Origin of the sequence: Myxococcus sp. AM009 (assembly GCF_013372605.1) — a bacterium.
Taxonomy (GTDB): Bacteria; Myxococcota; Myxococcia; order Myxococcales; family Myxococcaceae; genus Myxococcus; species Myxococcus vastator.
In genome coordinates this window covers 19,821-28,345 of record NZ_JABXEP010000110.1, presented here as the reverse complement: position 1 = coordinate 28,345, position 8,525 = coordinate 19,821, and the positions used below count along the sequence as shown (strand labels likewise).

The following is an 8,525-nucleotide window of genomic DNA, read 5'->3' as shown; positions in this document are numbered from 1 at the left end:
GTGGGCGGAGGTCATGACAGGGCGCCCAGGGGTTTACCCCGGCACGGCAGCGCCTTCACGCGCAAACAGGCCACCTGGCCGGGGGCCCGCTCGCTGGAGGGCCGGCCACCGCCCCGTGTCGCCCGTTCCCGCGCGTGTTCCAGCCCTGACGAAGTTGTTGCACACGAGTCACACGGTCGGAAACGGGGGCGCGCAGAGTGACTGCCCGCCATGCCCCATGTCCTCATCGTCGACGACGAACGCGACCTCGCGGAGCTCATTGATTTCAACCTGCGGGGCTCTGGCCTCACCACGCACGTGGCCCACACCGGCGAAGAAGCGCTGGTGGCCGCCCGGGAGCAGCACCCCGACCTCGTGCTGCTGGACCTGATGATGCCGGACATGTCCGGCATCGATGTCTGCCGGCAGCTGCGGGCAAACCCCCAGTCCCGGGGCGTCCTCATCGTCATGCTCACCGCCAAGGGCGAGGAGTCCGACCGCATCCGCGGCTTCGAGGTGGGCGCGGACGACTACGTGGTGAAGCCCTTCAGCGTGCGGGAGCTGGTGCTGCGCCTGAAGGCCATCCTCCGCCGCGGCGCGCCCACGACCGGGAGCACGGCGCCGCTGGCGCTGGGGCCCCTGCGCCTGGACGTGGCGTCCCACCGCTTCTTCGTGGAGGAGCGCGAGGTGGCCCTCACCGCGCTGGAGTTCCGGCTGCTGGAGCACCTGCTCGCCCGCCTGGGTCGGGTGCAGACGCGTGAGCAGTTGCTGGAAGAGGTGTGGGGCCTGTCCTCCTCCCTGGAGACGCGCACCATCGACACCCACGTCATGCGCCTGCGCGACAAGCTGGGCCCGGCGCGCGCGCTGCTGGAGACGGTCCGCGGTGTCGGCTACCGGATGCTGGACCCGACCGCGGGCTGAGCGTCGTGACGGCGATGTCACACGGTGGACGCGAAACGGACACCCACGTCACGTAGAAGCGCGGCGTCTTCGCGCAAGCCTCACACCGCGGCCAGATTCCGGTCCGCATCATTTCAGCCAGGAGAAGTCCCCCATGAAATCGCTCCTCAAGCCCCTGCTCGCGGTGTTCCTCCTGGCGCTCCCCGCCGCTGCCCAGGCGGGCACCGTCACCATCAAGGGCTCCGACACCATGGTCATCCTCGGCCAGCGCTGGGCCGAGGCGTTCATGAAGAAGCACCCCACCCTCAAGGTCCAGGTCACCGGCGGCGGCTCCGGCGTGGGCCTGGCGGCGCTCCAGAACGGCACCACGGACATCGCCATGTCCAGCCGGGAGATGAAGAAGGCGGAGTCCGACAAGCTCCGCGCGCGCTACAAGGCGCCGCCCGTGCAGCGCTCGGTGGCCAAGGACGGCGTCACCTTCTACGTCCACCAGGCCAACCCCGTGAGCGCGCTCTCCCCTGAGCAGCTGATGAAGATCTACGTGGGCGACATCACCACCTGGAAGCAGGTGGGCGGCGCGGACGCGCCCATCGTCGCCTACTCCCGGGAGAACTCCTCCGGCACCTACGTCTTCGTGAAGGACATGGTGCTGGACGGCGAGGACTTCGCGCCCGCCATCCAGACGCTGCCCGGCACCGCCGCGGTGGTGAACGCCGTCTCCAAGGAGAAGAACAGCCTGGGCTACGGCGGCGCCGCCTACGCAGAGGGCATCAAGGAGCTGAAGGTCAAGAAGGGCAACGAGGAGATCGCCCCCAGCGCGGACAACATCAAGAGCGGCAAGTACCCGCTGGCGCGCGACCTCTTCTTCTACCTGCGCGCCGAGCCGACGGGCGACATCAAGACCTTCATCGACTTCGCGCTCTCCCCCGAAGGTCAGGCCATCGTCACCCAGGTCGGCTACTTCCCCGTGAAGTAGCCGCGGAGCGTCACACGAATGTCACAAGAGGCCCTGAGTCACAATGGATAGACAGGCGACCATGGAGCAGGGTCTCACGCAACGCGTGGCCGCGCCGCGCCTGTCCGCGGCCGCGCGGAGGCGTCAGCTGCGGGAGAAGGCCGTCGCGGGCTTCATCACGCTGATGGCGTTCACCGGCATCGCCGCGCTCGTCCTCATCATCGTCTTCGTGGCCAAGGAGGCGCTGACGCTCTTCACCGACGCGGAGGCCCGCCACGAGGCCAGCCTCTCCAAGATGTTCCTGCCGCAGGAGGGCCGCTACCCGTTCCGGTGGCAGCCCGTGTCGGACACGCCCAAGGTCAGCATGATTCCGCTGTTCGTGGGCACGCTGAAAATCACGCTGGTCTCCATGTTGGTGGCGGTGCCCATGGGCATCTTCAGCGCGCTCTTCGTCGCGGAGTTCGCTCCGCGGCGCCTGCGCGAGCTGCTCAAGCCCGTCATCGAGCTGCTGGCCGGCATCCCCTCCGTGGTGCTGGGCTTCTTCGCGCTGATGGTGCTGTCCCCCATGGTGAAGGACCTGCTCCACCTGGACCGGCCGCTCAACGGCACGCTGGCGGGACTGGCGCTGGCGCTGGCCATCGTCCCGGTCATCTTCACCGTGTCCGAGGACGCGCTCACCGCGGTGCCCCGCAGCTACCGCGAGGCCTCGCTGGCGCTGGGCGCCACGCTCTGGGAGACGGCGTGGAAGGTGGTGCTGCCCGCGGCGGCCCCCGGCATCCTCGCCGCGTGCGTGCTGGGCTTCGGCCGGGCCATTGGCGAGACGATGATTGTCCTCATGGCTTCGGGCAACGCGGACATCGTGTCCTGGAACCTGGGAGATTCGGCGCGCTCGCTGTCGGCCACCATCGCTGCGGAGATGGGTGAGGTCGTGGTGGGCAGTCCGCATTACTCGCTGCTGTTCTTCATTGGCGTGGAGCTGTTCATCTTCACCTTCGTCCTCAACATGGTGGCCTCCACGTGGACGAAGAAGGTCCTCCAGCGGCTGACCGGGAGCGCCTCGTGAAGTACACCACGCGCCGTGCGGTGGGGCTGGGCCTCACCGGACTGACGGCCCTCGCGGCCTTCTTCATCGTGGGCATGCTGGCCCTCATCCTGCTGGACGTCGCCCGCAACGGGGCGCGTCACCTCTCCTGGGTCTTCCTCACCCAGCCGCCCAGCGACGGCATGATGGGCGGCGGCATCTTCCCCGCCATCTTCGGCACCGCCGCGCTCACCCTGCTGATGACGCTGGCGGTGATGCCGGTGGGCGTGCTCACCGCCGTATACCTCCACGAGTACGCGCCGCCGGAGTCACGCTTCGCCCGCTGGGTGCGCGTGGCGGTCGTCAACCTCGCGGGCGTGCCCTCCATCGTCTTCGGCCTCTTCGGCTTGGGCTTCTTCATCCTCTTCGTCGGCGGCAACCTGGACCGGCTGCTGGGCTACGAGGAGATGCACTGGGCCCAGCCGAGCATCCTCTGGGCGTCGCTGACGCTGGCGGTGCTGACGCTGCCGGTGGTCATCGTCTCCACGGAGGAGGCGCTGCGCGCGGTGCCGCTGGAGCAGCGCACCGCCAGCCTGGCGCTGGGGGCCACCCAGTCGCAGACGCTGGCGCGGGTGGTGCTGCCCGGCGCCCTGCCCGGCATCCTCACCGGCGCGGTGCTGGCCATCTCCCGCGGCGCGGGCGAGGTGGCGCCCATCCTCTTCACCGGCGCCGCCTACTTCCTGCCGGACCTGCCCACGCAGCTGAACTCCCAGTTCATGCACCTGGGCTACCACACGTATGTCATGGCCACCCAGTCACCGAACGTGACGGAGGCCAGTGGTCCGCTGTATGCGACGGTGCTGGTGCTGCTGGCGCTCACCTTCGCCCTCAACCTCGTCGCGGTCATCATCCGGACGCGCACGCGCCGCAAGGCCGCCAGCGCCCACTGACGGTACGCCTGCCATGTCCCTCCAACCCCAGAATCCCCGCGCGAAGATGGAAGCGCGGGAGCTCATCCTGCGCTACGGCTCCAAGACGGCCATCCACAAGGTGTCCCTGGCCATCCTCGACCGGCGGGTGACGGCGCTCATCGGCCCCTCCGGCTGCGGGAAGTCCACCTTCCTGCGCTCGCTCAACCGGATGAACGACCTCATCTCCGGCACCACGCATTCGGGCACCATCCTGCTGGACGGCATGGACATCCATGACCGCGGCGTGGACGTGGTGGACCTGCGCCGGCGCGTGGGCATGGTCTTCCAGAAGTCCAACCCCTTCCCCAAGAGCATCTTCGAGAACGTCGCCTACGGCCTGCGCGTGGGCGGGATGAAGGACAAGGCGGAGCTGGCCTCGCGGGTGGAGAAGTCGCTGCGTGGCGCCGCGCTCTGGGACGAGGTGAAGGACCGACTGGACGAGAGCGCCCTGGGCCTGTCTGGCGGCCAGCAGCAGCGGCTGTGCATCGCCCGGGCGATGGCGGTGGAGCCGGAGGTGCTGCTGATGGACGAGCCCGCCAGCGCGCTGGACCCCATCGCCACCGCGAAAATCGAGGAGCTCATCCACGAGCTGAAGGCGACGTACACCATCGCCATCGTCACCCACAACATGCAGCAGGCGGCGCGCGTCAGCGACCGCACCGCTTTCTTCTACATGGGCGAGCTGGTGGAATGCGGCCCCACCGAGCAGATCTTCACCAACCCGCGAGAGAAGCGCACCGAGGACTACGTCACCGGCAAGTTCGGGTGAGCGGAAGAAAGAGGGGACCGGACACATGCCGTCGACGCACACGGACAAGGCCTTCGAAGCCGACCTGAGGGATTTGCGGGAGAAGCTGCTCGCGATGGGCGCGAAGGTGGAGACCCTCATCGTCCAGAGCATGAAGGCGCTCACCGACCGCGACAGCGCCCTGGCCGAGAAGGTCGTCGCCGCCGACAAGGACGTCAACCGCCTGGAGGTGGACATTGACGAGCTGTGCCGGAAGATTCTCGCGCTGCGCCAGCCCGCCGCCAGTGACTTGCGGCTCATCACCACGGCGCTGAAGATCGTCACCGACCTGGAGCGCATCGGCGACCTGGCGGTGAACATCGCCGAGCGCTCCATGGACCTGAACCAGGTCCCCCCGCTGGCGCCCTACGTGGACACGCCCCGGCTGGCCGACCTGGCCCAGCGGCAGGTGCGCATGTCGCTGGACGCCTTCGTCTCCGGCGACGTCGCCAAGGCGGAGGAGGTGCTCCGGGGCGATGACCTGCTGGATGCCCTCTTCCTCAAAATCTTCAACGAGCTCCTCGCCTACATGATGGAGGACTCGCGCAACATCCGCCGCGCCACGGCGCTGATGTTCATCGCGAAGCACCTGGAGCGCATTGGCGACCACGCGCTGAACGTGGCGGAGATGGTCGTCTACATGGTGCGCGGCAAGGACATCCGCCACCCGCGGAGCCGCAACCTGGCGGAGTAGCCCGCGGCCGCGGGCTTCACCGGCCTGTCACCGCGAATTGCCCGACCCGCCCCGGGCGCTTCGCGGAGCTGACGTGGAAGGCCGCTAGCGTGGCAACCGTGGTCGCGCCATGACGGCGCACCGGCCCCGGGGATTGCCCGCGAATGTTGCTCGCCTCCACCGTCCTGCTGCTCGCCGCCTGCCTCGGACTGCTCCTCCTCACCGTCCAGTTCGCGCTCGTGCTGCGCCACCGGCATGAGCCGTCTGTCGCCGTGAAGCCGGGCACGCCCCGCCCGGGCATCTCCATCCTCAAGCCGCTGTGCGGCGTGGATGACGACCTGGCAGCCAACCTGGCGCGGTTCGCCGGGCTGGACTACGCGGGCGTGTACGAGGTGGTGCTCGGCGTCAAGGATGCCAGGGACCCGGCCTTCGCCGTGGCGCGCGCGGCGGTCGCCCGCTGGCCCCACGTCATGCGCCTGGAAGTGCAGGAGGGCGAGCCGGGCCGCAACCCGAAGGTGAACCAGCTCATCACCCTGGCGGACCGGGCGCGCCACGACGTGCTGGTCATCAGCGACAGCAACACGCGGGTGGCGCCGGGCTACCTGGAGGAGCTTGCCCAGGCCTTCGCGGACCCGGAGGTGGGCTGTGTCACCCACCCGGTGTCGGGCATTGGCGAGCGCACCTTCGGCTCGCTCCTGGACAACCTGCACCTGGGCGCCAGCGCGGCGGCGGGGATGATTGCCGCCAAGCGGCTGGCGGGCCAGGACCTCGTGGTGGGCAAGTCCATGGCGCTGCGCCGCGAGGACGTGGACGCGCTGGGCGGCTTCTTCTCCGTGAAGGACGTGCTGGCGGAGGACTACGTCATCGGCCAGTGGGTGACGCGGAAGCTGGGCCGCCGCGTGGTGATGGCGCACACGCCCGTGTTCAACGTGTCGCTGAGCAAGAGCGTCCTGTCCTTCTTCCAGCGCTATCTGCGCTGGAGCGTGATTCACCGGACCGCGGTGTCGCCGGGCACGTACCTGGCCCAGGCCCTGCTGAACCCCACGCCGCTGGCCTTGCTGGGCGCGCTGCTGGCCCCCGCTCCCGACACCGCGGCGCTCTGCCTGGTGGTGGCGCTGGGCAAGGTGGCGGTGGACCTCTCCACCGTGCGCGCCCTGCGGCCCCAGCCCCTGTCGTGGGACGCGGTGCCCGCCGTCTTCGCCAAGGACGTCCTGCTCTTCGCGGCCTGGAGCTACGCGCTCTTCTCCCGCACGGTGAGCTGGCGCGGCACCCGGCTGCGCGTGGGCCGGGGCACGCGGCTGATGCCGGTGCGCACGGCGGGCCCGCCGCCCGAGCCCGCGCTGCCCCAGGGCGACCGCATCCTCGCGGGCTGACCCGGCGCAGCGCCCTTCCAGGGCCCGCCTGCCCGCATGCTGGGCGAGCACCTTGTCACCGCTCGCGGAGAATGATGGCGCCCTTCAGCAGCGTTCATCTCAGGTCGGGGGAGGACGATTGGCGCGACTGGCAACGGACAACGGCGCAAGAAGGATCCTGGTCGTCGATGACGACGCGGACTGGAGGGAGTTCCTCCGGCTCAGCCTGGAGGACCTTGGCTACGAGACGACCGAGGCCTCGGATGGGCAAGAGGCCCTGGAGACGCTGAGGCGAGGCGGACGCTACGGAGTCATGCTGCTGGACCTCAACATGCCGGGCATGTCTGGGCTGGAGGTCGTGGAGCATCTGCCACGCGGGCCGCATCCCCGCATCGTCTTCCTGACGTCCGCGGCGGCGCAGGATGTGGGCAGCGCCCTGCTCTCAGGGCCCCACTACTACCTCCCAAAAGGCGCGAGCCGCGACCAACTGTCGCTCCTCTTGCAGTCACTTGGTGAGTGAGCGGCCCGCCGCTGGCGTATAGGGTAGAGGGCCCCTGAGAGGAGGGCCATCATCGTCACCGAGCTTCTCATCATCCTGCTGCTGGTCCTGGCAAACGGCGTCTTCGCCGGCGCGGAGCTGGCCATCATCTCTGTGCGCCGGACACGGCTGCGGGAACTGATTGAAGAAGGCAGCACCTCCGCGAAGGCGGTGGAGGCCCTGCGCGGCAACCCCGAGCGCTTCCTGGCCACGGTGCAGATTGGCATCACCGTCATCGGCGCCACGGCGGCCGCGTTCGGTGGCGCGAGCATGGCGACGCGCCTGGGCGGGGTGCTCACCGGCCTCGGCGTCCCCGAGCAGCAGGCGGACGAGGTGGCCCTCGCCGCGGTGGTGGCCTTCGTCTCCTACCTCTCGCTGGTGCTGGGCGAGCTGGTGCCCAAGTCGCTCGCGCTGCGCGCCGGGGAGCGCTACGCGTTGCTCATCGGCCGGCCCCTGAGCGGGCTGTCCTGGCTGATGCGGCCGGTGGTGTGGTTCCTCACCGCCAGCTCCAACGTGGTGCTGCGCCTGTTCGGCGACCGGACGAACTTCACGGAAGGCCGCCTGTCCGCGGAGGAGCTCCAGCAGCTGGTGGAAGAGGCGGCGAAGCAGGGCACGTTGGACCCTCACGCCGGCGAGATTGCGTCCCGCGCCTTCGAGATGGGCGACGTGACGGTGGGCGAGCTGTCCGTGGCCCGGGATGAGATGGTGGCCCTGCGGCGGCACTCCAGCCCGGAGGAGATTCGCCGCATCCTGCTGGAGGGCGGCCACTCCCGCATGCCGGTGTACGAGGACACGCTGGACAACATCGTCGGCTACGTCATCGCCAAGGACCTGCTGGGGGTGGCCTGGGAGGGCAACCTCATCATCCTGGAGGACGTGATGCGTCCGCCCTTCTTCGTCGTGGAGACGATGCGGGCCATGGACGCGCTCAAGGAGCTGCAGCGGCGGCGCATGCAGCTGGCGGTGGTGGTGGACGAGCGCGGCGGCGTGGTGGGGCTCGTCACCGTGGAGGACCTCGTGGAGGAGCTGGTGGGCGACATCCTCAGCGAGTCCGAGGTGCCGGAGGAGTTCGTCAAGCGCGAGGGCCCGGACACCGCCCTGGTGCTCGGCACCGCGAGCATCCGCGACGTCAACCGGGAGCTGTCCCTGGACTTGGACGAGGACCAGGACTACGCCACGGTGGCCGGCCTGTGCATCTCCCTGTCCGGCGGCGCCATCCCCGGGCCGGGCACCAAGGTGACGACGGAGGGAGGCCTCGTGCTGGAGGTCGTCACGTCCTCCCCCCGCCGCGTGGACTCCGTGCGCTTCCACATGCCCAAGCGCGAGGAGCCCGCGGAGGCTTGAGCGCA

General features: G+C 69.4%; 9 protein-coding genes. All 9 read left to right on the top strand.

The window, feature by feature from the left end; translation table 11 throughout:
* Positions 1-210 precede the first annotated feature (210 nt).
* Positions 211-900, top strand: coding sequence for a response regulator (locus HV824_RS24440; protein WP_176410829.1), 690 nt, complete (start codon positions 211-213; stop codon positions 898-900).
* A gap of 133 nt (positions 901-1,033) precedes the next feature.
* Positions 1,034-1,855: a phosphate ABC transporter substrate-binding protein gene (locus HV824_RS24435; protein WP_176410830.1), complete on the top strand. Its 822-nt coding sequence runs from the start codon at positions 1,034-1,036 to the stop codon at positions 1,853-1,855.
* A 61-nt stretch (positions 1,856-1,916) separates the two neighbouring features.
* Positions 1,917-2,897, top strand: a complete 981-nt coding sequence (gene pstC, locus HV824_RS24430; protein ID WP_255208305.1) for a phosphate ABC transporter permease subunit PstC — start codon at positions 1,917-1,919, stop codon at positions 2,895-2,897.
* Positions 2,894-3,805 carry a phosphate ABC transporter permease PstA gene (gene pstA, locus HV824_RS24425; protein WP_176420390.1) on the top strand — a complete coding sequence of 304 codons (912 nt, stop codon included), beginning with the start codon at positions 2,894-2,896 and terminating at the stop codon, positions 3,803-3,805. Before pstC ends, pstA begins: the two co-directional genes overlap by 4 nt.
* Before the next feature lie 46 nt (positions 3,806-3,851).
* The gene (gene pstB / locus HV824_RS24420; RefSeq protein ID WP_217917689.1) at positions 3,852-4,595 is read left to right on the top strand and encodes a phosphate ABC transporter ATP-binding protein PstB; all 744 of its coding nucleotides are present in this window, start codon (positions 3,852-3,854) and stop codon (positions 4,593-4,595) included.
* A 25-nt stretch (positions 4,596-4,620) separates the two neighbouring features.
* Complete coding sequence (gene phoU / locus HV824_RS24415) at positions 4,621-5,307, top strand: phosphate signaling complex protein PhoU (protein ID WP_163784444.1); 687 nt, start codon at positions 4,621-4,623, stop codon at positions 5,305-5,307.
* A gap of 143 nt (positions 5,308-5,450) precedes the next feature.
* Positions 5,451-6,659, top strand: coding sequence for a ceramide glucosyltransferase (locus tag HV824_RS24410; protein WP_176420386.1), 1,209 nt, complete (start codon positions 5,451-5,453; stop codon positions 6,657-6,659).
* Between the two features lie 118 nt (positions 6,660-6,777).
* Positions 6,778-7,158, top strand: coding sequence for a response regulator (locus tag HV824_RS24405; RefSeq protein WP_176420384.1), 381 nt, complete (start codon positions 6,778-6,780; stop codon positions 7,156-7,158).
* Positions 7,159-7,236: 78 nt separating this feature from the next.
* Positions 7,237-8,520, top strand: a complete 1,284-nt coding sequence (locus tag HV824_RS24400; protein WP_176424357.1) for a hemolysin family protein — start codon at positions 7,237-7,239, stop codon at positions 8,518-8,520.
* Positions 8,521-8,525: the final 5 nt, after the last annotated feature.